General features: G+C 66.1%; 19 protein-coding genes, 2 tRNA genes and 1 pseudogene. 17 read left to right on the forward strand and 5 right to left on the reverse strand.

All coding sequences use genetic code 11. The features are described from left to right. Positions 1 to 256 precede the first annotated feature (256 nt). Positions 257 to 1,345, reverse strand: a complete 1,089-nt coding sequence (bet, locus tag DB31_RS33110; protein WP_044195249.1) for a phage recombination protein Bet — start codon at positions 1,343 to 1,345, stop codon at positions 257 to 259. 325 nt (positions 1,346 to 1,670) lie between these two features. Here bet and DB31_RS33115 point away from each other — a divergent pair. The 7 genes from DB31_RS33115 to lon all read left to right on the forward strand — a co-directional run bounded on the left by DB31_RS33115 (position 1,671) and on the right by lon (position 10,477). Then, positions 1,671 to 1,743, forward strand: a tRNA-Lys gene (locus DB31_RS33115). 125 nt (positions 1,744 to 1,868) lie between these two features. Continuing rightward, positions 1,869 to 1,950 (forward strand) — tRNA-Leu (locus DB31_RS33120). Positions 1,951 to 2,053: 103 nt separating this feature from the next. Continuing rightward, the gene (gene tig, locus DB31_RS33125) at positions 2,054 to 3,328 is read left to right on the forward strand and encodes a trigger factor (protein ID WP_044195251.1); all 1,275 of its coding nucleotides are present in this window, start codon (positions 2,054 to 2,056) and stop codon (positions 3,326 to 3,328) included. A 35-nt stretch (positions 3,329 to 3,363) separates the two neighbouring features. Further along, on the forward strand, positions 3,364 to 3,984 hold the full coding sequence (gene clpP / locus DB31_RS33130; RefSeq protein WP_044195254.1) for an ATP-dependent Clp endopeptidase proteolytic subunit ClpP: 621 nt from the start codon (positions 3,364 to 3,366) through the stop codon (positions 3,982 to 3,984). A gap of 210 nt (positions 3,985 to 4,194) precedes the next feature. Next, positions 4,195 to 5,469: an ATP-dependent Clp protease ATP-binding subunit ClpX gene (clpX, locus tag DB31_RS33135; RefSeq protein ID WP_044195257.1), complete on the forward strand. Its 1,275-nt coding sequence runs from the start codon at positions 4,195 to 4,197 to the stop codon at positions 5,467 to 5,469. A gap of 275 nt (positions 5,470 to 5,744) precedes the next feature. Beyond that, positions 5,745 to 7,814, forward strand: a complete 2,070-nt coding sequence (locus tag DB31_RS33140; protein WP_044195260.1) for a prolyl oligopeptidase family serine peptidase — start codon at positions 5,745 to 5,747, stop codon at positions 7,812 to 7,814. 206 nt (positions 7,815 to 8,020) lie between these two features. Continuing rightward, complete coding sequence (lon, locus tag DB31_RS33145) at positions 8,021 to 10,477, forward strand: endopeptidase La (protein WP_044195263.1); 2,457 nt, start codon at positions 8,021 to 8,023, stop codon at positions 10,475 to 10,477. 74 nt (positions 10,478 to 10,551) lie between these two features. Here the strand turns inward: lon and DB31_RS33150 are convergent, their stop codons facing one another. Then, positions 10,552 to 11,613 (reverse strand): alpha/beta hydrolase, encoded by a 1,062-nt coding sequence (locus DB31_RS33150; protein ID WP_044195266.1) that lies wholly within the window; start codon positions 11,611 to 11,613, stop codon positions 10,552 to 10,554. Positions 11,614 to 12,013: 400 nt separating this feature from the next. Between DB31_RS33150 and DB31_RS33155 the strand changes: the two genes are divergently transcribed. The 3 genes from DB31_RS33155 to DB31_RS33165 are packed head-to-tail and all read left to right on the forward strand — an operon-like array spanning position 12,014 to position 15,287. Then, on the forward strand, positions 12,014 to 13,600 hold the full coding sequence (locus tag DB31_RS33155) for a peptide ABC transporter substrate-binding protein (protein WP_420806732.1): 1,587 nt from the start codon (positions 12,014 to 12,016) through the stop codon (positions 13,598 to 13,600). Then, a complete protein-coding gene (locus DB31_RS33160) occupies positions 13,597 to 14,481 on the forward strand; it encodes an ABC transporter permease subunit (protein WP_044195271.1) in 885 nt (294 codons plus the stop codon). Before DB31_RS33155 ends, DB31_RS33160 begins: the two co-directional genes overlap by 4 nt. Beyond that, positions 14,478 to 15,287: an ABC transporter permease subunit gene (locus DB31_RS33165; RefSeq protein ID WP_044195274.1), complete on the forward strand. Its 810-nt coding sequence runs from the start codon at positions 14,478 to 14,480 to the stop codon at positions 15,285 to 15,287. Before DB31_RS33160 ends, DB31_RS33165 begins: the two co-directional genes overlap by 4 nt. Positions 15,288 to 15,314: 27 nt before the next feature. Here the strand turns inward: DB31_RS33165 and DB31_RS33170 are convergent, their stop codons facing one another. Together DB31_RS33170 and lanKC are read right to left on the reverse strand one after the other, a co-directional pair. After that, entirely contained in the window at positions 15,315 to 15,548 is a 234-nt protein-coding gene (locus DB31_RS33170; protein ID WP_240486994.1) for a helix-turn-helix domain-containing protein, read from the reverse strand. Between the two features lie 331 nt (positions 15,549 to 15,879). Next, positions 15,880 to 18,513: a class III lanthionine synthetase LanKC gene (lanKC, locus tag DB31_RS33175; protein ID WP_052420449.1), complete on the reverse strand. Its 2,634-nt coding sequence runs from the start codon at positions 18,511 to 18,513 to the stop codon at positions 15,880 to 15,882. A gap of 704 nt (positions 18,514 to 19,217) precedes the next feature. Between lanKC and DB31_RS33180 the strand changes: the two are divergent. The 7 genes and pseudogenes from DB31_RS33180 to DB31_RS33205 all read left to right on the forward strand — a co-directional run bounded on the left by DB31_RS33180 (position 19,218) and on the right by DB31_RS33205 (position 24,467). After that, a pseudogene (locus DB31_RS33180) lies at positions 19,218 to 20,137 on the forward strand (DUF2381 family protein). Between the two features lie 11 nt (positions 20,138 to 20,148). Then, the gene (locus tag DB31_RS47195; protein WP_075306342.1) at positions 20,149 to 20,649 is read left to right on the forward strand and encodes a serine/threonine protein kinase; all 501 of its coding nucleotides are present in this window, start codon (positions 20,149 to 20,151) and stop codon (positions 20,647 to 20,649) included. Positions 20,650 to 21,266: 617 nt separating this feature from the next. Then, the gene (locus tag DB31_RS33185) at positions 21,267 to 21,710 is read left to right on the forward strand and encodes a response regulator (protein WP_044195282.1); all 444 of its coding nucleotides are present in this window, start codon (positions 21,267 to 21,269) and stop codon (positions 21,708 to 21,710) included. 103 nt (positions 21,711 to 21,813) lie between these two features. After that, positions 21,814 to 22,359 carry a YqgE/AlgH family protein gene (locus DB31_RS33190; protein ID WP_044195285.1) on the forward strand — a complete coding sequence of 182 codons (546 nt, stop codon included), beginning with the start codon at positions 21,814 to 21,816 and terminating at the stop codon, positions 22,357 to 22,359. Continuing rightward, positions 22,359 to 22,616 (forward strand): BolA family protein, encoded by a 258-nt coding sequence (locus tag DB31_RS33195; protein WP_044195287.1) that lies wholly within the window; start codon positions 22,359 to 22,361, stop codon positions 22,614 to 22,616. The genes DB31_RS33190 and DB31_RS33195 overlap by 1 nt, the downstream gene beginning before the upstream one ends. Before the next feature lie 14 nt (positions 22,617 to 22,630). Further along, positions 22,631 to 22,954, forward strand: coding sequence for a Grx4 family monothiol glutaredoxin (gene grxD / locus DB31_RS33200; protein WP_044195291.1), 324 nt, complete (start codon positions 22,631 to 22,633; stop codon positions 22,952 to 22,954). Between the two features lie 124 nt (positions 22,955 to 23,078). Next, on the forward strand, positions 23,079 to 24,467 hold the full coding sequence (locus tag DB31_RS33205) for a DUF2914 domain-containing protein (protein WP_063769288.1): 1,389 nt from the start codon (positions 23,079 to 23,081) through the stop codon (positions 24,465 to 24,467). A gap of 33 nt (positions 24,468 to 24,500) precedes the next feature. Here the strand turns inward: DB31_RS33205 and DB31_RS33210 are convergent, their stop codons facing one another. Next, positions 24,501 to 25,781 carry a patatin-like phospholipase family protein gene (locus tag DB31_RS33210; protein ID WP_044195294.1) on the reverse strand — a complete coding sequence of 427 codons (1,281 nt, stop codon included), beginning with the start codon at positions 25,779 to 25,781 and terminating at the stop codon, positions 24,501 to 24,503. Positions 25,782 to 25,805: the final 24 nt, after the last annotated feature.

Consider the following 25,805-nt stretch of genomic DNA (forward strand, 5'->3'; position numbering starts at 1 on the left):
GGCACGGGAGAGACGTCTCCGTGCGGAGCAGGCCGAGGGACTCGCGCTTCGGGAGGGGCTCATGGGTGGAGTGAGGACGAAGTGGTGGGGTGTGCTTGCAGGTGGGTGCAGCCCGTGAGTGCTCGAACGGAGAGTTCAGCAGCAATGCCGCGGCTGCACCAGCAGGGAGCCGTCCGGTTCCCGCAAGAAAAACGCCGTGCCAGGGGAGACCCGGCACGGCGTTCGTGTTCTCAGCGTTCCTTCAGAAGCCCTGGGATCAGGCCTCGACGGACGCCTCCTTCTTGGCGGAGGCGGACGGCACCCGGCAGCGCAGCTCCGTCTCGGCCTCGAGCGCCGCGAGGTTCTCTCGCATCGCCTTGGCCCACTTCGCCTTGGGCTGCTCCATCAGCTTCTCGTGCGCCATGTCGATGGTCTCGCTCAGCTCGTCGTCGCTGAGCTCGGAGGCCGTCTTCCCCTTGTAGGGGCCGAAGGCCACCACCGTGGCGGAGCTCTTTGGCCGCGCGGGTGGCGTCTCCGGCTTCGTCTCCGCCGGGCTGGCCGCCTGGGTGTCCAGGGTGAGCTGCGCCGAGCCGTTATCGGCCTTCTCCTCGGCCTTCTCCTCCTTCACCGCGGACGGCAGGGGAGGGAAGGACGCCTTCATGGGGCCCGGCTTCACGCCGAGCACCTCGTAGGCGCCGCTGCCGCTCGCGGGCGCGAGCTCCTCCAGGTGCGCCTGCGCCGGAGCCGTCTCGTACTCCTCGGCAGGCATCTCCTCGCGCACGTACAGGCCGCCGAAGGCCTCCGGGTACGCCTTGCGCAACGCCGCCACGCGCGCGCACTTCTCGATCATCGTCGTGGGAATCTTCGCCCACAGCGGCGTCTGCTGGACGTAGCCCGCGAAGTCCAGCCACACCACCACGGGCAGCTTGCCTTCGCGCACCACGCGCGCCCAGGCGCCTACCAGCGCACCCTTGCGCTTGGCCGGGTTGAAGCGGTGCACCACCTCGCCCTTGCCCTGGTCCACGATGATCTCGTCCTCGGCGTACACCGCGCTGGCCTGGATGCCCTTGAAGTCCGGGAAGCGCTCGGCGCGCGCCAGCATCCCCGCCTCGGAAGGCTGGAACTCGTAGCGCGTCACCCAGGTGGGCCGCTCCCGGTTACCCACGTTCTGCCGGCGTCCCACGCAGAACGCCTCCTTCAAGAGCGGATCCAACCCCGAGCGCTTGCACTGCTCGATGAAGAGCGCGAACTCGTCCTCACCGATGCCCTTGGGGCAGATCGTCCTGCGGATGAGCTCCACGCGCTCGCGGCTCCAGGCCGACTGGGCCGCCGCGGCTTCCACCTTGCTCTGCTGTCCTTCACTCACTGTGCTTCTCCGTTCGAAAAGGCGGACACCTCGTCCGCCTGCCTGGCGTGCTGCGGGACGGCCAATTTTGAGGGTGCTCCCCGGCCGCTCCCGGGGACGGGAACGATCCGAGACCGCAGCCTTGTTGGAACCACGATGCGATCAGCCCCCTTTCCGCCACAGGGGGGTGATCCGGAGTGTGATCCTGGGACGGCCGGACAGCGGCCGGACAGCCACGGATCTGCCGATTTGAGGGGGCGTGGGAAAAACGTTTGACAGCGCGGGCGGCGTTCAGTACTTAGCGCGCCCACTCGACAGCGCGTCACACCGCGTCGAGCGCCAAGCCGGGAGCGTAGCTCAATTGGCAGAGCAATGGACTCTTAATCCATAGGTTGTGGGTTCGATTCCCTCCGCTCTCACTCATCGGGGCCCCTTCAGGAATGAAGGGGCCCCGATGTCTTTTCAGCCTCTGGAGGCTGGGAGTTCTCCCGTCGAGGGATGAACACCCGGATTGTTTCGGAGTAGAAGGTCGCGCAGCGCCGCTGGGCGGGTGGCGAAACTGGTAGACGCGCCAGACTTAGGATCTGGTACCGCAAGGTGTGAGGGTTCGAGTCCCTCCTCGCCCATTTCGCGTTGACCCTGCCGAACGTATCCCCTAAAGCCCCACCCCCTACACTCTTTCCCCATCCGGCGTCGGCGCGGGACTCCCGCCCGGCGAGCGAGGCGTACATGAAGGTCCAGGTCGAGGAGCTGTCTCCGATCGAGAAGAAGCTCTCCATCGAAGTCGACAGCCAGCGCGTGGCGGACGAGCTGACGCGTGCCTACACGTCCATTGGCAAGCAGGTGAAGCTGCCCGGCTTCCGCCAGGGCAAGGTGCCCCGCCGCATCCTCGAGCAGCGGTTCAAGGAGCAGGTGGAGGACGACGTCATCCAGCGCGTGGTGCAGTCCGCCTACGTGCAGGCCATCACCGAGCACAAGGTGGAGCCCGTCAGCCAGCCGCAGGTGACGAACTCCGGCCTGAAGCCCGGCGCCTCGTTCTCCTTCGAGGCCCGCGTCGAGGTGAAGCCCAAGGTCGAGGCCAAGGACTACAAGGAGCTGCCGCTCAAGAAGCAGGAGACGGCCGTCGCCGACGCTCAAATCCACGAGCAGATCGAGAAGATGCGCGAGTCGAACTCCACCCTGGAGCCCGTGGAGGGCCGGGACGTGGCGCAGGCAGGTGACTTCGCCCAGGTGGACTACGAGGCCACCATCGACGGCCAGCCCTTCGTGGGCAGCAAGGCCGAGGGCGTCACCGCGGAGATTGCTCCCGGCGAGCTGGTGGACTCCAACATCGCCGCGCTCGAGGGCGTGAAGGTGGGGGACACCAAGGAGATCGACTACGCCTTCCCGCCGGACTACCGGGTGGAGGAGATCAAGGGCAAGACGGCCCACTTCAAGATCCACCTCAAGGGCATCAAGGCCAAGAAGGTCCCCGAGCTCAACGACGAGCTGGCCAAGGAGCTGGGCGCGGCCTCGGTGGACGAGCTGCGCACCAAGATCCGCACCAACCTGGAGACCACGGCCAAGTCCAAGGCCGCCCAGGAGGACCGCGACGCCCTCATGAAGGCCTTGATCGAGCGCAACCCCTTCGAGGTGCCCAAGGCCATGGTGGAGCGCGCCATCGACTCCATGCTGGAGGGCGCGCTGCGCCAGATGCAGCGCTCCGGTCTGGACATCCGCAACCTGGGCCTGGACTTCATGCGCCTGCGCGACGAGATGCGCGAGCGCGCCGTCTCCGAGGTGAAGGGCACGCTGCTGTTCGAGGCCATCGCCCTCAAGGAAGGCATCCAGGCAACCGACGCGGACCTGGAGAAGAAGATCGAGGAGCTGGCGACCGAGGCCGGACAGCCGGTGGCCAACGTTCGGAAGTACTTCCAGAGCCAGGACGACCGCCTGGGGTTGAGCCTCCGACTGCGGGAAGAAAAGACGATTGAATTCCTGAAGGCTCAGGCGAAGTATTCTTAGGACCTTTCGCCCAGCCTTCCCGAGGACTCGACTTCATGCCCTTCATGCCCATTCCCTACGTCATCGAGCAGACTCACCGGGGTGAGCGCTCGTACGACATCTACAGCCGGCTCCTGAAGGATCGCATCGTCATGCTGGGGACGGAGATCGACGACGACGTGTCCAACGCCATCGTCGCGCAGCTCCTCTTCCTGGAATCCGAGGACCCGGACAAGGACATCAACCTCTACGTCAACTCGCCCGGCGGCTCCGTCACGGCGGGCCTGGCCATCTATGACACGATGCAGTACGTGAAGTGTCCGGTGTCCACCATCTGTGTGGGGCAGGCGGCGTCCATGGGCGCCGTCCTCCTGCTGGCCGGGGCCAAGGGCAAGCGCTACGCCCTGCCGAGCGCTCGCATCATGATTCACCAGCCGCTCGGCGGCGTGCGTGGTCAGGCGACGGACATCGAGATCCAGGCCAAGGAAATCCTGCGGATGCGGGCCAAGCTGAACGATCTCATCGTCAAGCACACCGGCCAGCCGCTCGAGCGAGTCGAGAAGGACACCGACCGCGACTACTTCATGGGCGCGGCCGAGGCGAAGGCGTACGGCATCCTCGACGAGATCCAGGTGGCCCGGAAGCCGGGCTCGCTGGGCAAGGACGAGAAGAAGTAGCCGCGCGCACTGTCGTGCAGCAACCAGCCGGAGCCGCGGGAAGAGCTGCCCGCGCCTCCGGCTTTCTGCTTCCTGCGGTACGGTGGAAAGGCTGTTAACTACCCCGCAGGCACGTGGACGGCCCGGTGGAGGGCTGACTAGATTGAGCCGGGTTCAGGGGTACGGACGGTTTTTGGAAGGTTTCTTCCAGAGAGGCGCAGCGAGGGCATCATGGCGGGCAAGAACGTGGAGAAGCGAGACAACCAGACCCTCTGCTGCTCCTTCTGCGGCAAGTCCCAGAAGGAAGTGAAGAAGCTCATCGCGGGCCCGACGGTCTACATCTGCGACGAGTGCATCGGTCTCTGCAACGACATCATCGCCGAGGAGATCGACCGCGAGGAGACCAAGGACACCAAGCTCCGGATTCCTCGGCCCAGCGAGATCAAGGCGATTCTCGACGAGTACGTCATCGGCCAGGACCGGGCGAAGAAGACGCTGTCGGTGGCGGTGCACAACCACTACAAGCGCATCGAGTCCAAGGTGCAGATGGACGACGTGGAGCTCCAGAAGAGCAACATCCTGCTCCTGGGCCCCACCGGTAGCGGCAAGACGCTGCTGGCGCAGACGCTGGCGCGCATCCTCAACGTGCCCTTCACCATCGCGGACGCCACGTGCCTCACCGAGGCCGGCTACGTGGGCGAGGACGTCGAGAACATCATCGTCAACCTGCTCCAGGCCGCCGACCACGACATCGAGCGGGCCCAGCGCGGCATCGTCTACATCGACGAGATCGACAAGATTGCCCGCAAGTCGGAGAACCCCTCCATCACCCGCGACGTGTCCGGCGAGGGCGTGCAGCAGGCCCTGCTGAAGATCATCGAAGGCACCATCGCCAACGTGCCCCCGAAGGGCGGCCGCAAGCACCCGCAGCAGGAGTTCCTGCAGGTGGACACGACGAACATCCTGTTCATCTGCGGCGGCGCGTTCGGCGGGCTGGATCAGATCATCGAGCGGCGCCTGGGCGGCCGCAGCCTGGGCTTCGGCGCGGACATCCAGTCCAAGAAGCAGCGCAACCTCACCGAGCTGCTCCGGCACGTGGAGCCGGACGACATCCTGAAGTTCGGCATGATTCCGGAGTTCATCGGCCGTCTGCCCATCATCACCGCGCTGGAGGAACTGGACGAGGGCGCGCTGGTGAACATCCTCAGCCAGCCGAAGAACGCGCTCACCAAGCAGTACCGCAAGCTCTTCGACCTGGACGGCGTGACGCTGAAGTTCACGGACGGCGCGCTCAAGGCCATTGCCACCGAGGCCATCCGCCGCAAGGCCGGCGCCCGCGGCCTGCGCTCCATCCTCGAGGGCGCGATGCTGGACGTGATGTACGAGCTGCCGTCGCGCAAGACGGCCCGCGAGGTGCTCATCTCCGAGGAGGTCATCCTCAAGAAGAGCGAGCCCGTGGTGCTCTACTCGGCCGACAAGGACGAGCCCAAGAAGGAGTCCGCCTAGCTCCGCGCTGTTCACTGGAGCGCAGTCGACGGGGCGCGTCAGGGCCGTGAGAGCGGCTCGGCGCGCCCTTGCCGCGCCTGGGGGCTTTCCGGGCGTACGGGCGCTCGGCGTGGGCCGCACTTTTTGTGGGCCGGACCGGGACCTTCCTGTATCTGGTGGCAGTCATGACGAGACTGCTGCTGCCCGCATGGATGCTGCTCGCCGCGTGCGCGGGCCCCGCTGCCTCCACCTCCGCCGTGGCCACGGCGGTCCCGTCCCAGGAGGGAACTCACCGTATGAAGTACCCCGCGACGCGCGCGGAGCCCATCGTGGACACGCTGCATGGCGTTCAGGTGGCCGACCCGTACCGCTGGCTGGAGGATGAGAAGGCCTCCGATGTTCAGGGATGGATGAAGGCCCAGGATCAGCTCACGCGCGAGTGGCTTGCGAAGGTGCCCGTCCGGGATGCGCTCGCGAAGCGCTTCCGCGAGCTGTTCTACCAGGAGTCCATCTTCCCCCCCGTGCGCTGCGGCAACCGCTACTTCTACTTCCGCACGCACAAGGACAAGGAGAAGGCCATCCTCTACTGGCGCGAGGGCGAAGCCGGCGCCGAGAAGGTGCTGCTGGACCCGAACGGCTGGAGCCAGGACGGCTCGGTGTCCCTGGGCTTCGCGGTGCCCTCGTGGGATGGGCGCAAGCTGGCCTTCGCGCAGAAGCCCAACGCCGCCGACGAGTCCATTCTCCACGTGCTGGATGTGGACTCCGGGCAGTGGTCCCAGGTCGACGTCATCCCGGGCACCAAGTACGCCGAGCCCAAGTGGATGCCGGACGGCAAGGGCTTCTATTACGAGTGGCTGCCGGTGGATGACAGCATCCCGGTGGATCAGCGGCCCGGCTACACGGAGATCCGCTTCCACGTGCTGGGCACGGACCCGAAGAAGGACGCGCTGGTGCACCCGCGCACGGGCGACCCGTCCACGTTCCTCTCCAAGGACCTCAGCCGGGATGGGAAGTACCTCTTCCTCATCGTCAGCCGGGGCTGGAGCGAGAACGACATCTACTGGAAGCGGGTGGGGGAGAAGGACTTCCGCCTGCTGGTGAAGGGCACCGGCGCCAAGTACGGCGTGCAGGCGTGGAAGGATCAGTTCTACATCACCACGGACGAGGGGGCGCCGCGGCAGCGCGTCTTCCGCGTGTCCCCCGAGAAGACCGAGCGGGCGGCCTGGCAGGAGATCATCCCCGAGGATCCGGTGGCTTCGCTGGAGAGCGCGGCCATTGTGGGCGGGCACTTCGCGCTGGGGTACCTGAGGGACGCGACCAGCGAGCTCCGCATCGCCACGCTCGACGGCAAGCCGGTGCGCACCGTGGCGCTGCCCACCGTGGGCGCGGCCACCAACCTGGTGGGCCTGGAGGATCAGGACGAGGCCTTCTTCCTCTTCAGCTCCTTCACCACGCCCCGGCAGGTCTACAAGACGTCCATCGCCTCCGGGAAGGTGGAGCTGTGGGCCCGGGTGGAGGTGCCCGTCGACACGGAGCAGTACACGGTGCGGCAGACCTTCTTCCCGTCCAAGGACGGCACGAAGATCCCCATGTTCCTCGTGCACCGGAAGGATCTGAAGCCGGACGGGCAGCGGCCCACGCTGCTGTACGGGTACGGCGGCTTCAACGTGAGCATGCAGCCGAGCTTCCGCTCCAGCATCTTCCCGTGGCTGGACGCGGGCGGGGTGTACGCCGTAGTCAACCTCCGCGGCGGCGGCGAGTACGGCAAGGCCTGGCACGAGGCTGGCCGCCTGGAGCGCAAGCAGAACGTCTTCGACGACTTCCACGCCGCGGCGGAGTACCTCGTGCGCGAGCACTACACGCGCCCGGACCGCCTGGCCATCTACGGCGGCAGCAACGGCGGCCTGTTGGTGGGTGCGGCGATGACTCAGCGGCCGGAGCTCTACGGTGCGGTGGTCTGCGCGGTGCCGCTGTTGGACATGGTGCGATACCACCAGTTCGGCAGCGGCCGGACGTGGATCCCCGAGTACGGCACGGCGGATAAGCCCTCGGACTTCCAGGTACTTTACGCCTACTCGCCCTACCACCACCTCAAGACGGGGGTGCGCTACCCACCGCTGCTGATGATGTCGGCGGACCATGATGACCGGGTGGACCCGATGCATGCGCGCAAGTTCGTGGCGGCGTTACAGAACCTGGAGGGGGTGGGCGCTCCGGCGCTGCTGCGCATCGAGGCGAACGCGGGCCACAGCGGCGCAGACCAGGTGGCCAAGACCATCGAGTCCAATGCGGATCTGTACGCGTTCCTCTTCGAGACCTTTGGCATGACGGGACCAGCCGGTGGAGCGACGGCTCAGGCCCGCTGAAGTAGCAGGCGGACACTCGGCGGCGGTACGGGTGTTCCCTTGAAGGCAGGGGACCGTTCCCCAACCTTTAGCCGGGGAACGGCGGGCGCATTCACCGTGTTATAGAACCGTCTTTGTATCCTGCACGTCTGCCGGGCTGGCAGGCGGGCTGCGTCAATCACTAGGGACTTGCGACTCCGGTCAGCAAGCAGGCAGGTGGCGAGCAAATGTTCTTCGGACGTGACGACAAGAAGGATGAAAAGAAGCGGGGACTGACTGTTCCGCTCCTGCCCCTTCGGGACATCATCGTGTTCCCGCACATGGTGGTGCCGCTGTTCGTCGGCCGGGAGAAGTCGATCGCGGCCCTCAAGGACGCGATGGCCCACAAGGGGCCTGATGACAAGGCCGTCATCCTCCTGGCCGCGCAGAAGAAGGCCAAGACGAACGACCCGACTCCCGACGACATCTTCCACTTCGGCACCGTGGGCCATGTCATCCAGCTGCTTCCGCTGCCGGATGGCACGGTGAAGGTGCTCGTGGAGGGCGTGCGGCGCGCGAAGGTCCGCAAGTTCCTCCCCAACGACGCTTTCTTCATGGTCGAGGTGGAGGAACTCGAGGAGCAGAGCGAGAAGTCCGTGGAGCTCGAGGCGCTGGTGCGCAGCGTGCACTCGGTCTTCGAGGCCTTCGTCAAGCTCAACAAGCGCATTCCGCCTGAGATGCTGATGCAGGTGGCCAGCATCGATGATCCGGCGCGTCTGGCGGACACCATCGTCGCGCACCTGTCGCTCAAGCTGAACGACAAGCAGGCGCTGCTCGAGACGGAGAGCCCGGCCAAGCGGCTGGAGAAGCTCTACGAGCTGATGCAGGGCGAGATCGAGATTCTCCAGGTGGAGAAGAAGATCCGCACGCGCGTCAAGAAGCAGATGGAGAAGACCCAGAAGGAGTACTACCTGAATGAGCAGATGCAGGCCATTCAGAAGGAGCTGGGTGAGCGCGACGAGTTCAAGAACGAGATCCAGGAGATCGAGGAGAAGCTCAAGAACAAGCGGATGAGCAAGGAGGCCACGCTCAAGGTCAAGAAGGAGCTGAAGAAGCTCCGGATGATGAGCCCGATGAGCGCCGAGGCCACCGTTGTCCGCAACTACATCGACTGGATCATCAGCCTGCCCTGGTACGAGGAGACCCAGGACCGCCTGGACGTCACCGAGGCCGAGCGGGTGCTCAACGAGGACCACTACGGCCTGAAGAAGCCCAAGGAGCGCATCCTCGAGTACCTCGCCGTGCAGCAGCTGGTGAAGAAGCTCAAGGGCCCCGTGCTCTGCTTCGTCGGGCCTCCGGGCGTCGGTAAGACGTCGCTGGCTCGCTCGATTGCTCGCGCCACCGGCCGCAAGTTCGTGCGCCTGTCGCTGGGCGGCGTGCGTGACGAGGCGGAGATCCGCGGCCACCGCCGCACGTACATCGGCGCGATGCCGGGCAAGCTCATCCAGAGCCTCAAGAAGGCGGGCAGCAACAACCCCGTCTTCCTGCTGGACGAGATCGACAAGATGTCCACGGACTTCCGCGGCGACCCGAGCGCGGCGTTGCTGGAGGTGCTGGACCCCGAGCAGAACCACAACTTCAATGACCACTACTTGGACCTCGACTACGACTTGTCCAAGGTGATGTTCATCTGCACCGCGAACACGATGCACAACATCCCCGGTCCTCTGCAGGACCGCATGGAGGTGATTCGCATCGCCGGCTACACCGAGCCGGAGAAGCTGAGCATCGCGCGGCGCTACCTCATCCCGAAGGAGCAGGAGGCCAACGGGCTCACCGAGCTCAAGGTCGACTTCACCAACGACGCGCTGCGGACGATCATCCACCGCTACACGCGTGAGTCCGGTGTGCGCTCGCTGGAGCGTGAGATCGGCGGCGTGTTCCGCAAGATTGCCCGCGACATCCTGAAGAACGGCAAGCGGGACATCGCGGTGGACCGCAAGCAGGCGATGAAGTTCCTGGGCACCCCGCGCTTCCGCTACGGCGTGGCCGAGCGCGAGGACCAGGTGGGCATCGTCACCGGCTTGGCGTGGACGGAGATGGGGGGCGAGATCCTCACCACCGAGGCCACGGTCATGCCGGGCAAGGGCAAGCTCATCATCACCGGTAAGCTGGGCGAGGTGATGCAGGAGTCGGCTCAGGCGGCCATGTCGTACGTGCGCTCGCGCGCGGACCGGTTCGGCATCGACCGGAAGGTGTTCGAGAACTACGACATCCACGTCCACCTGCCCGAGGGCGCCATCCCGAAGGACGGTCCGTCCGCCGGTGTCACCATGTGCACGGCGCTGGTGTCCGCGCTCACCAAGGTGGCGGTGCGCAGGGACGTGGCGATGACAGGTGAGATCACCCTGCGCGGCCGCGTGCTGCCCATCGGCGGCCTGAAGGAGAAGACCCTGGCGGCGCACCGCGCCGGCATCAAGACGGTCCTCATCCCGAAGGCGAACAAGAAGGATCTGAAGGACATCCCGAAGAAGATCCGCTCGCAGCTGCGCATCATCCCCGTGGAGTTCGTGGACGACGTGCTCCGCGTGGCGCTGGTGCTGGAGAAGCCGGAGGAGTTCGGCCGAGGCAAGCCCGCGAGCGACGGGCTGAAGATCCCGGCTGTCGAGGGAACGCAGCCTGTTCCGGCGGGCGCCCCGGTCTGAGTGCCGAGGCCGTAGGTTCGAAGTGAAGGGCTCGGGACCGCGAGACGGTTCCGGGCCCTTCGCCTTTCAGGGCCTCAGCGCGGCGTGGAGGTGCTCTGCCAGGGGAAGAGGAAGCGCAGTGGCTTGTGGACGCGCTTGGCCCAAGAGGCCTCGGTGTGGCGGCCGCCCTTGTCCTCGTAGTGGTACAGGTTCTCGCCCTGCACGTAGCCCTTGGACAGCAGGGCCTCCTTCATGCGCTGGGTGGGGATCCACGGGTCCCGGTTCGTGCCGGCGTCGATGTAGAACTTCACCGGCGGGGGCTCTCCCCACGAGTACACCTCGCTGACGAGGTCCAGCCCGTTCCACCCGAACGCACTGGAGAGGCAGGCCACCTTGGAGAAGACGTGCGGGTAGCGCGTCCCCAGGTAGAAGGAGATGAGGCCGCCGAGCGAGGAGCCCATCAAGGCCGTGTCCTCGCGGCCGGGCAGGGTGCGGTACTGGCGGTCCACCCAGGGCTTCACCGTCTCCACGAGGAAGGCGCCGTACAGGTCCCCGCCGCCGAAGCGCTCGTTGCGCTGCCCGCCGGTGTATTCGAACGCGCGCTGGGGGCCTATGTTGGTGATGCCCACGATGATGACCTCATCCATGCGCCCCTGTGACACGAGCGCATCGCGGGTGCGATCCACGCCCCAGGACACGCCAGTGAAAGAGGAGGAGTCCTCGAAGCAGTTCTGCCCGTCGTGCATGTAGAGCACGGGGTAGCGCTTGAGCGGGTTCTCCACGTAGCTCGGTGGCAGCGAGACGATGAGCGTGCGCGAGTTGTTGAGCTGGGGTGAGAAGAAGTCGTACTTCTTCTCCAGCGTGGCCGCGCCTGGGGCGAACGAGGGGTAGATGTCCACGGGGGCGCCGCCGTGGAGCTCGTAGTTGCCACCGATGGACCAGCTCCGGTCATTGAGCAGCGGCTTGAACTCGAGCTTGCCGGAGTCCTTGGGCCACACGTAGGTCCACACGTGGCCGTCGGACCAGGTGGCCTCTTGTCCCACGCTCCAGGCCAGCGGCGGCTTGTTGCCGCGCAGGGTGATGCGGTTGCCCCAGCCCGCGTCGTAGTGGACGCGGATGAGGGTGCCTTCCACGGGTTTCTTGGAACGGGGTGCCATGGCCCGCTCCTCTAACAGCCGGGTAGGGGGGCGTGCACGGGATCAGTCCGTGGTGAGGTCCCCCACGTGGCAGTAGGGCTCGCCCGCTTCGATGCGCTCGCCTTCAATCGTCCGGGCGTGGCTGGAGACGGTCCACACGCCCGGCGCATCGTGCCCTGGGCTTGCGCGCGGCTGCGCTCCTCCAGCGGCCCTGTCCCCAGGAAGTAGCTATTCAAGGTGCCAAGGCGGCTGCATGGTACACCCGAGGCGGACCTTGCAGCCGCCGCAGGGAGCGATAGAACCCGGCACGGTGGCTTCTCGTTCTCGACTCGTGCTGGCGCTCATGGGGCTGTGGCTCACCACGGCCTGTGGGCCGTGCGGCTTCCAGCCCGATCCCGGCACCAAGATCATCGTCCCCGCGATGCCCACCACCCTGGACTGGAGCTACTCGGACCCCGCGAGCTGGTCGAACTACCCGGTCATGCTCGCCACCCAGAAGGGGCTCACCACCCTGGGCCCCGACAACTCCGTGCAGCCGGGCTTGGCTGAGCGATGGGAGCGCGAGCGCGATGCTCAGGGACACGATGTCTACACCTTCCACCTGCGTCAGGACGTGAAGTGGTCGGACGGCACCACCCCGCTCACGGCGCAGGACTTCGTCTTCGGGTGGCGGCGCGCGATGCTCGGCCGAGAGCGTGGGGAGATGGCCGAGATTGCTGGAGCCCGGCAGGCCGTCGAGTTGCAGGAGCGCGGCGCTCCCGCAGAGCAGGTTCAAGCGGCTCTGGAGCGCACTGGTGTGGAGGCGCTGGACCCGCACACGTTGCGCGTCACGCTGGAGCGGCCTCGCAGCTACTTCCTGTCGCGTCTGGCCAACGTGTACCTCTTCTTTCCCGCGCCCTCCGCGGATCTCGCCGGCAAGTCCGACGAGGAGATCCGCGACTACTTCGATCGGCCTCGCGAGGGGCGGCCCCTGGCGCTCGGGCCCTACCGCGTGGAGCGGTGGGATCGAGCGGGGGAGCGTGTGAGGCTGGTCTACAACCCGGCCTCTGCCTTCCCGCCGCCACTCGGGCCCGGTGAGCGCCCAGCTCCCGTCGTCACACTGATGAAGTCGGAGATTGGCCCGGCCCTCTATGAGCGAGGCCGGGTGGACTTCGTCTTCATCGACAGTGCGCTCGCGCTGCGAGGAGAGCGCCCCGATGACCTCCACTACGAGCCGCTGCTCTCCACGTACTTTATCGCGCTCAACACCGAGCGCCCTCCGCTCAACCGTCCCGAGGTGCGGCGGGCCATCGCCCACGCGCTGGATCGGGACGCGCTCCTGGCCGGGCTGTTGCCCTCCGTGCGGCCCTCGAACGTGCTGTTGCCACCGGACCTGCCCGGCGCCGCCACTCCCGAGGAGGCTGCCCGCCTGCCGCACTTCGACCGCGAGCGTGCCCGGGAGGAACTGCGCGGTGTCCCGGGGCTGGATCGTCCGCTGCGCCTCGTCTTCCGGGCCGGAGACTCCTTTGTCCCCGAGGTGGCCATCGCCGAGCGCATCGCCGCGCAGCTCGCCACCGTGGGCATCACGGTGACGCTCGATGCGCGGTCGGACTTCTCCTCGGAGGTGGCGCGGCGCACGCCCGAAGGCCCGCGCGCCTACGACATGTACATGCGCCGGCTGGGCGCCGACTACGCCCACCCGAACACCTTCTTCACCCTCTTCGAGCGCGAGGGGAACCATCAGACCGGCTGGGAGACCCAGGGCGGCGGCGAGCCCATGGCCCGCTTCGAGCGGCTCCTCGAGGAGGCCGATGCCGAGGCGGATGCCTCCCGCGCCCGGACGCTGTACGCCCAGGCCCAGGCTCTGCTCCTGGACGAGCAGGCCGTCATCGTCCCGCTGTACCACCCGGATCGCTACTACCGCTCTCGGCCCAAGCTGCGCGGGCTGGATGTGGATCCGTTCAACTTCCTCGCCCTCAAGTCCCTGCGCCTCGCTCCCGAGGCCGCGGAGGAGGGCGCCAGGCCATGAGGCAGCTCCTGATCCGGCTCGGCCGGCAGCTCGCGCTCATCCCCATCGTCGCGCTGGCCTCGTACTTCCTCATGGCCAGTCTTCCGCTCACCACCGAGGACGACAGCAAGCGCCAGGTGTCTCCGGAGCTGGCGGCCTCGTACCGGAGGGATCTCGGCGTCGGCGAACCCCTGGGCTTTCTGCGCCCGTGGCAGAAGCTCTTCCGGGGCGAGCGCCTCGGCACCAGCGCTCAAGGTGTCACCGGCGACGAGCTGCTCCTCAAGCTCTCCGGCAGCGTCGGGGTAGGGCTGGTGGCCCTGGTGTTCGCGCTTGTCTGGGCGCTGGCTTTTGCTCTCCTGAAGAACCGGTGGAGGAGGGGGCGCCTCGCCGTGCTCGGAGATGCCATTCCGGCGGTGGCCTTTGGCACGCCTGTCTTCATCCCCGCGCTCCTGTTCGCCCCCGCCGTCGTGGAGCGGGGCCACTTTCTCCCCGAGTTGACCGCCGCGCTCGTCATCTCCCTCTGGCCGGGTGTCTTTCTCGGCACCCTGGTGGGTGATGCGCTGGAGACCGAGCTCGCCCGGGACTACGTGCGCACCGCCGCCAGCAAGGGCCTGCCTCCGGGCGTCGTGCTGCGCCGCCATGTGTTGCCCAATGTGCTCCCCGCGCTGCTGGACGCCATCGGCCCCGTGGCCACCGCGCTGCTCGCGGGTTCGTTCGCCGCCGAGCGCGTCTTCGGCTTGCCGTACTTTGGCCAGCTCTACGTCCTCGCCGTCCTCCAGAAGCAGGTGGCCGTCGTCGTTGTGGCCACCACCGTCTTTGCCTCAGTGCTCGCCGCAGTGGGGCTCGTCGTCGAGATCGTCCGGCTCCTCGTGGATCCCCGCGCCCGGGAGGACCGGACATGAGCCGAATGCCCGTCCGCGCCTGGGTAGGGCTGACCCTCTTGATCGGGCTCGGTGCGCTGAGCCTGCTCGCGGGCCGCGTCTTCCCCGAGGTCCTGGCGAGCACTTGCCCGCTCGGTCATGACCCGACACACCCGGATCGCACCGTTTGTGAGCTGGCCTTTGGAGGCCTCTGGGTCTCGCTCGCCATCGGGCTCGCGGCAGGGGCACTGTCCACCGGCATGGGCCTGTTCGTGGCCGCCGTGGCCCGGTTGTCTGGCGGAGCTCTGGAGCGCTGGGTGATGCGCCTGGCCGATGCCTTCTTCGCGCTCCCGGACGTGCTCGTGGTGATGGTGCTCCAGCTCGCGGGCCAATCGCTCGTGGATGCCGGGGCTGGCGCGGGACTGGGCCCCTTCGGCCTCATGGTGGTGTCGCTGGCGCTCGTGGGTTGGGCCGGGCCCGCGCGCATGTTCCGCAACCGCTTGGACACCCTCGAAGGCCAGGAGTTCATCGCCGCCTCCCGGGCGCTCGGAGGCACCGGGCCGCACGTGCTCCGCGTCCACCTGTGGCCCTCGCTGCGCCCCTTCGTCCTCGCAGTCTTCCTCAGTCGGCTTCCCGCGGCCATTCTCGCGGAGTCCACCGTGAGCTTCTTCGGTATCGCCCGCATGGAGCCCATGTCCCTGGGCCGCTACCTGGGCACCAGCTACGCCGCGCTCATCTACGAGGGTGGCTCTCGCGTCGTCATCCCCGCGTGGCTCCTGCTGGTGCTGCTCGTGCTGGGCGCCTCGCTGGCCTCCCAGGCGCTGGCGGCTCGCACGCGGCGGGCTTGAACCCTTCGAGCCACGCCCTGGGAGACTTCAGTCCTCTTCCTGGCTCACGCCCCATTCCCTCAGCTTCTTGAAGAGGGTGGAGCGGCCGAGCCCCAGCTCCTTGGCGGCGCGGTCCTTGTGGTAGTGGCAGCGGCGCAGGGTGCTCTCGACGAGCTGGCGCTCCAACTGGTGCAGCATCTGCTCCAGGGTAACGCCCTTCGGCAGCTCGAGCGGCGGGGTGTCCGGAACAGGCGTCATGGACAGGGGGCAGAAGGGCCCCACATCGTTCTCCGGGATTGATACGCCCGGCGTCCGCTACGACAACTTGGCGAGCTTTGCGAGTTCACTTGCACGAAGCTGCTCTTGTTCCAGTTCCAGTCTGAGCAGCGCCTGCTGACGCACGGGCTGTGCGCCGGGCCGGAGCAGAGTCCTCGCAATGCTCGCCGCCCCGCGGCCCGACGGCCCAACCGTGTTGATCGGCAGAGTGGTCGACTTTCGAGCAAAAGCGTCCCGCCGCGCCGATCCAAGCGTGCCTCGGCGATACGACGACGACTGCGACGGCGAGATCCACGAGACGACTGACTGCCCCTGCACGCTCGACGGCATTGTCCCGCTAGAAATCGCCGAGCAACCTGTCGCCATCTCGCACGAGACGGTCGAAGAAGATGCCTATTCCGGCCGAGCCGGTGCCCAAATCCGTGGAGATTCGTACCAGCTCCTCACCGGGGAAGACGATGCCGTGCTCCTTTTCGATGGCAAAGAGCATGATGCGCTCTGCAAAGCGATGCGCCTCCTCGCGGTAGTGCACTTCGCCTGTGTGCTGGTGCATGTCGATAAAGAAGTCCCCAAGCCCCGCCATGCCGGCAAACCTTCCCGGGAAGGCGCTGTATTTCCCGTACAGGTGGCGCGCGATCTTCCTCGCTGCCGCCAGGTCGCGGGGCTCGCCTAGGACCCTGTGGAAGTCCAGCAAGACGCAGCCGATTCCTGCGCTCCCGATGTGCGAGTAAGGTGAGACGACGTTCTCGTCGCGCGAGCGCTGCCAGATGAGAGAGTCATCCGCACCCCGGGCGTGCGCCATCTCGAAATCAAGCAAGCCCCTGGCAAGCTCGAGGTGCTCCGGCTCCCCCGTGCACTGGTAGAGCTTCAAGAAAAACTGGGCGATGCCTGCCGCCCCGTGCGCATAGCCATGATACGTGATCCCGTCGGAACTGGGGTAGCAATAGCCATCTCCTGTCTTCTGCAGCCCCGCCTTGAGGCGAGAGGACAGCGCTGCCGCCTGGTCCAGGTACTCCTCACGCTTCGTCACATGAAAGAACCACAGGTTGGCCAGTCCAACGCCTGCGGTGCCATAAAACACATCCAGGTTATCGTGGAGGATCGGCGAGGCGTTGGCCATCGCCATCAAGGCCTTCGCCCTCTCCTTGAGACCGATCTCGTGAAATGCCAGGGCGATCCCGGCCAGCCCTATATGGAGCCCCGGTGGATAATCGCGAATGCCGGCCGTCTCGGAGAGTTCGAGGAGTCCGCCGCGCACGGAGGGTGGCAGATCTCCTTTTACGCGGTGTAGGAACAACGCGATGCCGGCGACGCCATAAGAGATATTCAAGTCGTTCGTGATGAACCGACGGTAATCAGTCGGAGGGTCGAGCCGCCGCGGCTTCTCCAGCGCCCATACCGCATATTCTGCAATCTTCTCGACCGCCGCCGACAACTCATGCGCTTTGGCCGCGGGCGGGAGCGGCTCCGGCGGCCTCACAGCGGCGATGCTCCGTCGGGCGCTCTCGAGCAGCGCGTCGGCGCTCGACGGGCTTTCGCCGATATCCAGCGCCAGCGCGAGGACCTCGCCAGGAATGCCCTTCTCCCGTGCAATGCGAGAGTACAGGCGCCGTCGCGACTGCGGGTTGATCGTGAAAAACGACGTGACGGGGAAGATGAGGTCGCACAAGACGCCGCTCAGCGCTTGGTAGTCCTCTTCCACGGTGGGTTTTTCGCCCCGGAGCGCCGACGGCCCGCCGAAACCCGGCGTCTGAAGCGGAACGATCAGGCCGTCCTGACCTCCGGCGGTGCAGTGAGCGCTCTCGAAGTCGACGAAAGAAACGGTCCGCGTCGTCGGGTCGAGGAGGATGTTTTGCGGCGCGAGGTCGTGAACGACGACGCCGAGGTCATGTATCTTTCGGAGTGCATCCGTGAGGTTTCTGGCAATGTCGACGAACCGGGTGCAATAGTCGATGACATCCTGCCACGAGGGGTTGCTTATCAGCGCCAGGGGGGAGTCGCTGGACGCTCGGTAGGAAATCAGGGACCTCTTCCCCTGGATCCTCTCCATGACAATGAAGCTGTGCTCCCACTCCTCGAAGAAGTCGTATGGCCTGGGGGTCAGGCCGGTGTCCTCCAGGATCTTTAGGACGCGATACTCGTTCGCCAGGCAGGCCACGGCGTCGTGGGGGCTAGCGGCGGTCCGGTTGATGAAGCGCCTCCCTTCCTTGACGACTAGCTCCGCCCCGGTTTCGAGATCGACCGCCAGATAGACTCCGCCCTTGCTGGACTGCGCGAGGACACCGGTGATCCGATATCGTCCCTTCAGGACGACCTCGCTTGGCTCGGGCTCTGGATCGTCGGGGAACGGATCGGCCACGCCATTCGGAAGGAAGAAGAATGGTTGGCGCTGGTCCGATACACAGGAGCCATCGGCCCCCTGGATATGGTAAACCCGCTCGCCGAAGATATCGACCCTCCCCTGGGCCTTGAAGGCCCCGTATCGATAGAAGAGAACCTTGCTGCCCCGGTACCGTTTGTCGGAGAGGATATAGGGCCCTGCGAATCCCGCCGTGACGGCGTGCAGGCGCTCCATCATGCGCACGAAGTGCCGGACGTCGGACGGGTAGATCGTGATGAATTTTCCACAAGAGCTCCCGGGGCAGTCGCTGGAACTCATGTAACCCAGCATTTGCTCGTCCACGAGAAACTTGAAGGGAACTCTCTCCTCCGTCAGGATCGGAAGGATGGTCCGCAGGATCGTCGGCGCGTGCTCATGGATTGCGGAGATGTGGATCTTGAACCCTTGCGCCGGAATGACACCGCCTTCGGGGGCCGCGCCGCACCATACCCCCGGCTCGTCGCTGAGCGTCCAGCCCGTCGGCAAGAGCAGACTCACGAGACCCCGATAATCGCTCTGCGTCGAACGGTACCGGTCGAGGCTCTCGTAGCGTTCCGGGTCAACGATGATGAAGCCGGTGAACTCACGCATTGCGCGTCTTTCGATACCCTGCACGTTGCCTCGCTTCTCCCTCGCTGTCACGAGCGTCGTAAAAATGGTTAATGCGAGGATGGAGGACGCAGTCGTCCTTTCCTGTCCGGGCGACGGTCCTCTGGCCTCAGTGAAGCGTTGGAGCGCTATCCCTGCCAGATGCAGCTGCGAAAGATGCTGACCCACGATGCGGTAGGACAGGTCCAGTCGGGCTTTGGTTTAAGGGCCAGCTTCTGGAGCGCGAGTACATTTTTCATTATGACCTCCCATTTAGGCGATTGCAGAGTTGCTTGCAGGAGCTCCGCGCGAGGTCAGCTCGTCGCTGAACCTTCGCGTCTCAATATACGCATACGCAGCGTCCCACCCACCACATCGTCGTGGGACAATCGTATGTTTTATGTCGTCTCACCTCCTTGCTGGACAATGTAATACGGTTGACTCAAGGCGCCATCCCCAGCTCGCTGCCTGCTCGGTTGACCCCAACGCAGTGGCCACCCCAGAGCGCATGGTGTTGAGCCCCAAGCATCCATAGTGACCTGGAAGCCCACCCCTGCGGCCTGGCGCCTGGCTGGGCCGCTTGGGCCTGCGTGTGGTCCCCCTTGGGGACGATCTGGTGAACCGTTTCGCCACAGAAAAGTTAGCCTGCCCTGCGGCAATCTAAGAGGTTGTGCGTCTGCTTTCCGTCCTGCGAGGTTGCGTGCGTGATGCGTGCCTTCCTGCCCTGCCGGTCTGCTCTGCCCCTCGTCCTTGTGGCTTCCGTGGCCCTGGCAAAGGAGCCTGATGTAGTCGAGAGGATCATCAATCTGTCAGAGCACCCAGCAACGACCGCGAATAAGATCTATGCCGCTGGTCGCGTGGCGACAGTGCTGCGCTTTGAGAAGGAAGTCGATCCAGAGCAGACACGAATGCTCGGCTCGGAAGGGTGGTTTGAGCCCCTTTGGTAGGGGGTAGGAAGGTCGTCCTTGAACCGCTCCGGGACATCGAGCCTGGGGACCGCTTCATGCTTCTCGTCACTCTCAGGGACGGCATGGAGATCCCCTTCGTCGTCACGTCGGAACAGCAACCGCGCGACGGCAGGCGGGTGGCGGATCAACAGGTCACCGTGATTCGCAATCTTGAGTCGGCGAGCGCTGCTCAGGCTTCGCTTTACGAATCGCTCAAGAGAGAGCGGGAGCTTCGGGAGAAGGTCGAGCGCTACGAGCAAGAGGATTCCGTTGATCATGCACTCGCGGCGCTCCTCGCGAAAGACGTTACCCAGCAGACGCCTTTCCGTGAGCGTCGCAAGTGGCGCCTACAGGAAGGGGATGTTGAGTTCGTCGTCCGGCTCTTCTCAGGCAACGGGAAGGCAGCGGTCGTCTTCAAGATTACGAACCGCGAGGATGTGCCCTGGAAGATGCAGATGGCACGTCTCTACACAGCATCCGGCTGGAAGGACAGACCGTTTGCTTTGCGCACGGATCATGAAGCAATCATCCCAGGTACAGCCGGTTACGTCGCCGTCGTTGTTGATCAGAGCGCCTTTGAAGAGGGCACAGCGCTAAAGAATCTCCTTCTTGAGATCTACCGAGACGACGGGTACCGGCAGTTGTTCGTTCTGCTGGATCCGAGCCTTATCCGTCAGTAAGAGCGCCGGTCATGTCCTCGCCTAAGGCGTTCCTGCTTCTCTGTCCCGCCCTAGTCAGCGCGTCCGTCGGATGCGCGACCACGACAACCCCTGGTAACGTGCCGCTGCGATCGGACGGGAGCCCGGGACCGGAGGACTGCTCGGAGAAAGCGCTCGAGACGATGCGGATTCTGCGGATGCGCGTCGGTGACTCTGCGGACGTGGAACTCGACGCGAACCAGATCGACGCGAGGCCGATCACGCTCTATGACGGCCCTGTCGAGAGCTATTGGGATGGCGCACTCGGTACTCTGCAAGCGGGTACCCGTCTTTACGGTCGAGTGTGGACAGGCGGTCCGCAGGTTGTCGTCCGGTGGTATCAGGCTCACCCGGTAGATGGGGAACCAGTTCCCATCTGTGCCGTCGCTCGCTTTGGAGGTAACGAGCTTAGAAAGAGGCCGGACTCGAAGCCCGGAACCGCCGTCCTCGGCTACTCCGGTGCCTCTGCCTTCGTCGTCAATTCGTTTCGCTGAGCCCCTCCTACGAATAACCAGGGAACTCCGCCGAACAGCCACCGTACCCCGGTGAGGAGCGGCGTGAGTCCGGAGCTAACCAGTTAGCTCCGCCGAACAGCCACCGTGCCCCGGTGAGGAGCGGCGTGAGTCCGGAGCTAACCAGTTAGCTCCGCCGAACGGGGGGGAGGGGAGCGGCGCGACCTGCACAGCCCACGAACGTGGACTGGCGGAGGCGTGTGCGGTGAGAGCCTACGCCTGTTAATTCAGTGGGTTGGCGCGCTGCTGCTGTCCTCCCCTTGGCGCCTCTGCTTTGTAAGCCAGCGGTGCTCCAACACTTTTGGCGGAGGCGGTGGACGTGGAGCTGAACCACAAGGTGCTGGTGCGCAACGAGGAGGACAAGGCGGTGCTGGACTTCAAGGGCATCCCGCTGGAGCAGGTGCGAAGGGGGGCGCGGGGCCCTCGCGCCTGGCGCCTCGCTCGCCTTCCAGGCGCTTGCGGCCCACACGGGGCGTGCGTGAAAGCTTCGGTTCAAGCCCCCGGGATACCAAGGTTTTTCAAGCACCCTGCGAGGAATTCCCCCCGTGCGTGGGTGGGTTCCCTCAACGCACACCATTCTTGTCCTCGAGAGCCCAGCCATGTCCCTCCCGACCGAAGAACTCTCCACGCAGGTCAGCCCCGAGCGGCGCAGCGATGACTTGAAGGTCGAGCCGGTTCGCGGCGCGGTCCTCGTCGTCGAGGACGATCCTTCCAGCCGTGAGCTGCTGGTGGAACTGCTCACCCAGTGGGGCTACGAGCCGCTCCCCGTAGGCAGCGCCGAGGAGGCCGAGTTCGCCGTGCGCAACAAGCGCATGGACGCCGCCGTCGTGGATGTCTTTCTGCCCGGCCGCAGCGGCGCCACGCTCATGTCCCGCCTGCGCGAGCGCTTCCCTCAGGCCGTCCTCATCGGAGTGAGCGCCATGAGCGACGCGGCCATGGCCCGCAAGTGCAAGGGGCTCGGGGCGGACCTGTTCATCGGCAAGCCGGTGATGCCGGAGAAGCTGGCCAAGGCGCTCCAGTCCAAGCACACCAGCTGGCACTGAGCCCGCCCTCCGCCTGGCCTGCCGGGCGAGTGAAGTTCCGGCCAGGCAACGGGAGCTGAGAAGACCGGTTGCACGCTCCCTCGGGACGTTCGATGCTGCCCAGGTGAAGACGCTCGCTCCTGGGTTGCTCTTGGCCATGCCCCAGCTCGGGGATCCCAACTTCCACCGCTCGGTCGTCCTGATGATCGAGCACGGGGAGGGAGGCTCCATGGGGCTTGTCGTCAACCGAGGGGCCCCCCTCACGCTCGGAGAGCTGGCGAGGGGCCAATCCCTGAAGATTGCCTCCGAGCGCACCCAGGACCCCGTCTTCATTGGCGGGCCCGTGGAGTCCCACCGGGGCTTCATCCTCCACGACGATGACTCGGTGGCCGAGAAGCACCCCGTGATGCCAGGCCTGTACCTGAGCGTCACGCTGGACGCCCTGGGCCCGCTGCTGGAGTCCTCCACGCCCCACCTGCGCTTCTGCCTGGGCTATGCGGGGTGGGGGCCCAAGCAACTGGAGTCGGAGATGGCGGCGGGCTCCTGGCTCTTCTCCGAGGCGACACCCAAGGCCATTCTCGAGGGCAACCCCGCCCAGTTGTGGGAGGAGACCCTGAGGGCGATGGGCGTCGAGCCGGCCATGCTCATGATGGGAAAGGGACTGAACTGATGTTGGACCCAGAAGCCATTCGCGCTCGCATCCTCGGGGCCCTGCCGGGCTCCGAAGTGAACGTGCAGGACACCACGGGAACCGGAGACCACTTCGAGGCCTCTGTCGTGAGCCCAGCGTTCGCTGGCAAGTCCATGGTGCAGCAGCACAAGCTCGTCTATGCCTCCGTCCAGGACTGGCTGGGGACGGGCGAACTGCACGCCCTGGCGCTAAAAACCTATACGCCCGAGCAATGGAAGAAGCTCGGGCCTCGCTGAGAGGAACCTGAACCATGTCTCCTGAACTCAAGGCCCGCTTCGACGAGGAGATCCGCTCCCACAAGATCGTCCTGTTCATGAAGGGCAACGCCCTGTTCCCGCAGTGCGGCTTCTCCGCCCGGGCGCTGCAGCTGCTGCAGCCCTATGGCGAGGTGCACACGGTGGACGTGCTGGCCGACCCCAACATCCGCCAGGGCATCAAGGAATACTCGAACTGGCCCACCATTCCCCAGGTCTACATCAACGGGGAGTTCGTCGGCGGCTCGGACATCCTCATGGAGCTGGCCGAGCGCGGTGAGCTGGAGGCTCTCGTCTCCGGCAAGAAGGCCGAGGGCTAAGGCCCGCTTACAGTTCACCACAGCCGAGGCGTGTGCCCGGGGGGCTCCAGGCCCTGGGCAGGGCCCTCACGACGCGCCGCGCGTTCGCACATAGAATGCGCGGTCGTTAGCTGAGAGGACTGCCGTGGCTACCGCGACACCGCCGAACCCTGGAGAGACGAACCCCACCCCCGAGCTGACGCCGGCCCCCGCGCCGAGCGGCTCCGTCAACGCGCTGACGGGCAACGTCCCCGCGCCGGAGGCGAAGCTCGCGGATCCGGAGGACTCCACGCCCACGGCGAAGACGCCGTCGACGATGGAGCGCGTCCAGGCGTGGCGCCAGAAGAACGAGCTGGTGGAGATCGCTGCGTTCTTCTTCATCGGCTTCGTCTACGACGTGCTCACGCTGAGCCGCATCGACGACACGCTGACGATGGTGCAGCAGTTCGTGTACCTGGGCGTGCTGGCCACGCTGCTGCTGCTGGAGCAGAAGCACCCGGAGGGCGCCGAGCCGCCCAAGGCGCTGGCCAAGGTGTGGAAGTGGCGCGAAGACGCCATCCACTTCTTCTACGGAAGCCTGCTGAGCTCCTACACGCTGTTCTTCTTCAAGAGCGCCTCGGGGCTCACGGCGTTCCTGTTCCTGGTGCTCATGTTCGGCTTGATGGTGGCCAATGAGCTGCCTTTCTTCCGCAAGCTGGGGCCCGTGGTGCGGGTGGCGCTCTTCAGCCTGTGCGTCAGCATGTACCTGTCCTACGTGCTGCCCGTCGTCATCGGCAAGGCGAACCTGTGGATCTTCCTGCTCGCGCAGGTGCTGGCCGGCGGCGCCGTGTTCGGGGTGATCCGGCTGCTGCTGAACTGGAACGTCCTGGACCGGGTGCAGGTCATCAAGCAGATCGCCATCCCCGGCTTCGGCGTGCTGGTGGTGGCGCTGTTCCTGTACGTGGTGCGCGTGCTGCCGCCGGTGCCGCTGGCGGTGACGTTCAGCGGCGTCTTCCACGACGTGAAGCCCGTGAACGTGGGCAAGGGCCGCGAGTACCACCTCTACCACGAGCCCAAGTGGTGGAAGTTCTGGGTGAAGGACGACCGGGACTTCCAGATGCGGCAGGGGGACGTGGCCTACTACTTCTTCAGCATCTTCGCGCCCAAGGGCTTCGACCAGTACAAGGTGACGGTGCGCTGGTTCTACGACGACCCGGACAAGGGTTGGAGGGAGATGAGCAAGTTCGCTCCCACGCTGAGGAGCTCCGGCTCCGAGCGCGGCCTGCGCTACTACGCGCTCACGCGGAACCTCAAGCCGGGCGACTGGTACGTCGTGCTCGAGACCGAGGACGGGCACGAGATCAACCGCAAGTCCTTCTCGGTGGAGAAGGACGAGCGCACCGAGCCCCGGCAGTTCAAGGTGACCGTGCACGACGGCTCGGGTCAGGTCTCGGTGCGAGAGAGCTCCAAGCCGGAGTCCGCGCCGTCGGCGGTGCCGCCGGCCGAGCCGCCCGCCGTACAGCAGGACATGCCTCAGGCGAAGGGTGTGCCGTAGCGGCCCGGAGCCGTCGCGAGAGGGGGCGGCGGCTCAGGCGGCGGTGCTGGCCGGGGACTTCATCGCGGCCTTCTCCGACACTGTCTGAGGCTCGTCCGACCAGAAGCGCTCCCACTGGGAGCGCAGGGCGCGCGCGTCCCTTCGGCCCAGGTCTATGAGGATGTCCGCGAAGCCCCCATCGAACAGGAGGTACGAGGCCATGTCCGCCTCACGTGGGGCCTCGCGCTCCACCAGCCGGAGGATGGTGCGGTGGGCGAGCCCGCTGCTGCGGCGGCGGAACTCGGGCGTCTTCACGTACTCGGCGGCCAGCTCGCCCAGGTCTCTCGAGGGCCGCACCAGCAGCTCGCGGATGTAGCGCACAGGCTGACTGCGGTGCGGGTGCAGCGCCGCGCTGAGTGTCTGCGCGAAGCCCGGCCCATAGGCCGTCGTTCCCGCCTCGAGGATGTCGTTGAGCCGCCGCAGCCGGCCCAGGTCCTGATCCGTGCGGTCCGTCATCAGCATGTTGAGCAGCTTGCCCACGAGGAAGGGGGCACTCGCGACGGCCAGCTCGCGCTCGTGCTCCTCGGCGGCCGTGGCCGGCTGGACTCCCACCGTGGGCCTCAGCGAGACGACGATGACGCGCTGGGCACCCAGCCGCAGCGCGGGGCTCAGGGGGACATTGAGCTTGAAGCCCCCGTCGATGTGCAGGTGCCCCCGGACGCGGACGGCGGGGAAGACGACAGGGATGGCGGCCGAGGCCAGCGCGTGGTTGGGACCGATGCGGGTGGCCACCGCGCGGTAGTCCGGATCATCGCTCCAGCGGGGAATGGTTCCATCCGCGCGCTGGATGAAGACCGTGGCGGCGCCGGTGCCCACGTGGGTAGCGCTGATCGCCAGCGCCTCCAGGTGGCCCTTGCGCAGGTTCCGCCCGATCTGCAGCCAGGGGATTCCGCGGCCGACCAGTGCGCGCAGTCCGCGTGGATCCACCAGCCCGCCATACTGGATGTCCCGGGTGGAGTGCTCGGTGGGCTTGCTGAGGGCCTCGCGGATGATCCGGAAGACGTCCCCGAAGCTGCACCGGAGCACTTCCTCCACCTTCATCGCGTGCCAGTGGGAGATGAGGCCGCGCGCCTGTTCCCGATGCTGGTGGCTGGACGCCGCCAGGTAGCACGCATGGATGGCACCCACGGAGGTGCCCGCGAGGATGTCCAGCTTCAGCTCGCGGCCGAAGTGGGGCTCGAACTCTTCACGGAGATAGGAGAGGACGCCCACTTCGTAGGCGCCGCGTGCCGCACCCCCTGCCAGCACCAGCCCCGTCTTCAACCCTGTCGTCATTGCCACCGCCCTGAGGGTCCCAAG

Origin of the sequence: Hyalangium minutum, assembly GCF_000737315.1 — a bacterium.
Lineage (GTDB): Bacteria > Myxococcota > Myxococcia > Myxococcales > Myxococcaceae > Hyalangium > Hyalangium minutum.

What these genes read in the sequence shown, in the direction of transcription:
- tig (WP_044195251.1), top strand. Translation starts at nt 2,054, where the DNA reads ATGAAGGTCCAGGTCGAGGAGCTGTCTCCGATCGAGAAGAAGCTCTCC.
- clpP (WP_044195254.1), top strand. Translation starts at nt 3,364, where the DNA reads ATGCCCTTCATGCCCATTCCCTACGTCATCGAGCAGACTCACCGGGGT.
- clpX (WP_044195257.1), top strand. Translation starts at nt 4,195, where the DNA reads ATGGCGGGCAAGAACGTGGAGAAGCGAGACAACCAGACCCTCTGCTGC.
- DB31_RS33140 (WP_044195260.1), top strand. Translation starts at nt 5,745, where the DNA reads ATGAAGTACCCCGCGACGCGCGCGGAGCCCATCGTGGACACGCTGCAT.
- lon (WP_044195263.1), top strand. Translation starts at nt 8,021, where the DNA reads ATGTTCTTCGGACGTGACGACAAGAAGGATGAAAAGAAGCGGGGACTG.
- DB31_RS33150 (WP_044195266.1), bottom strand. Translation starts at nt 11,613, where the DNA reads ATGGCACCCCGTTCCAAGAAACCCGTGGAAGGCACCCTCATCCGCGTC.
- DB31_RS33155 (WP_420806732.1), top strand. Translation starts at nt 12,014, where the DNA reads ATGCCCACCACCCTGGACTGGAGCTACTCGGACCCCGCGAGCTGGTCG.
- DB31_RS33160 (WP_044195271.1), top strand. Translation starts at nt 13,597, where the DNA reads ATGAGGCAGCTCCTGATCCGGCTCGGCCGGCAGCTCGCGCTCATCCCC.
- DB31_RS33165 (WP_044195274.1), top strand. Translation starts at nt 14,478, where the DNA reads ATGAGCCGAATGCCCGTCCGCGCCTGGGTAGGGCTGACCCTCTTGATC.
- lanKC (WP_052420449.1), bottom strand. Translation starts at nt 18,513, where the DNA reads ATGCGTGAGTTCACCGGCTTCATCATCGTTGACCCGGAACGCTACGAG.
- DB31_RS47195 (WP_075306342.1), top strand. Translation starts at nt 20,149, where the DNA reads ATGTCCTCGCCTAAGGCGTTCCTGCTTCTCTGTCCCGCCCTAGTCAGC.
- DB31_RS33185 (WP_044195282.1), top strand. Translation starts at nt 21,267, where the DNA reads ATGTCCCTCCCGACCGAAGAACTCTCCACGCAGGTCAGCCCCGAGCGG.
- DB31_RS33195 (WP_044195287.1), top strand. Translation starts at nt 22,359, where the DNA reads ATGTTGGACCCAGAAGCCATTCGCGCTCGCATCCTCGGGGCCCTGCCG.
- grxD (WP_044195291.1), top strand. Translation starts at nt 22,631, where the DNA reads ATGTCTCCTGAACTCAAGGCCCGCTTCGACGAGGAGATCCGCTCCCAC.
- DB31_RS33210 (WP_044195294.1), bottom strand. Translation starts at nt 25,781, where the DNA reads ATGACGACAGGGTTGAAGACGGGGCTGGTGCTGGCAGGGGGTGCGGCA.